Source organism: Methylobacterium sp. C33D, from assembly GCF_053345825.1.
Window position 1 is genome coordinate 1 of the sequence record NZ_JBKFAV010000133.1, and the last position, 434, is coordinate 434.

At 72.8% G+C, this 434-nt stretch carries 1 protein-coding gene; it reads right to left on the reverse strand.

Features of this window, described 5'->3' with window-relative positions; translation table 11 throughout:
- Window positions 1–156 precede the first annotated feature (156 nt).
- Window positions 157–434, reverse strand: a 278-nt coding sequence (locus ACLBXO_RS31720) for a transposase (RefSeq protein WP_447687915.1), incomplete at its 5' end; no start/stop codon positions are given.

The following is a 434-nucleotide window of genomic DNA, read 5'->3' on the forward strand; positions in this document are numbered from 1 at the left end:
TCGGCAGATCGGCGATGAGCGCCTGGATCGCGCCGAGCAACGCGGCGTCGGGTGCAGGCGGACGGCCGCGTCGGCCCCTGGGCTTCCAGGCGGGGGAGGCCTGCCTGGACGAGGCGAGGTGCGGGCGCGACACGCTCAAAGCTGCGGCCACAGCGCTCACCGGCCGCCCGCCGGCCACGAGGTCACGCGCGAGGGCAACTTTTTGGGGGCGGCGACCCGCTCCATCGCCTCGCGCAGGATCTCGGTCTCGAGCGTCTTCTTGCCCAGGAGCCGCTGCAGCTCACGGATCTGCTGCTGGGCAACGCGAAGCTCGGAGGCTGGCACCACCTCTTCACCGGCACCGGCGGCCGTGAACGCGCCGCGCTCCATCAGCCGACGCCACGTGAACAGCTGGTTGGCGTTCAGCCCGTGGCGGCGGGCGACGAGCGAGACGG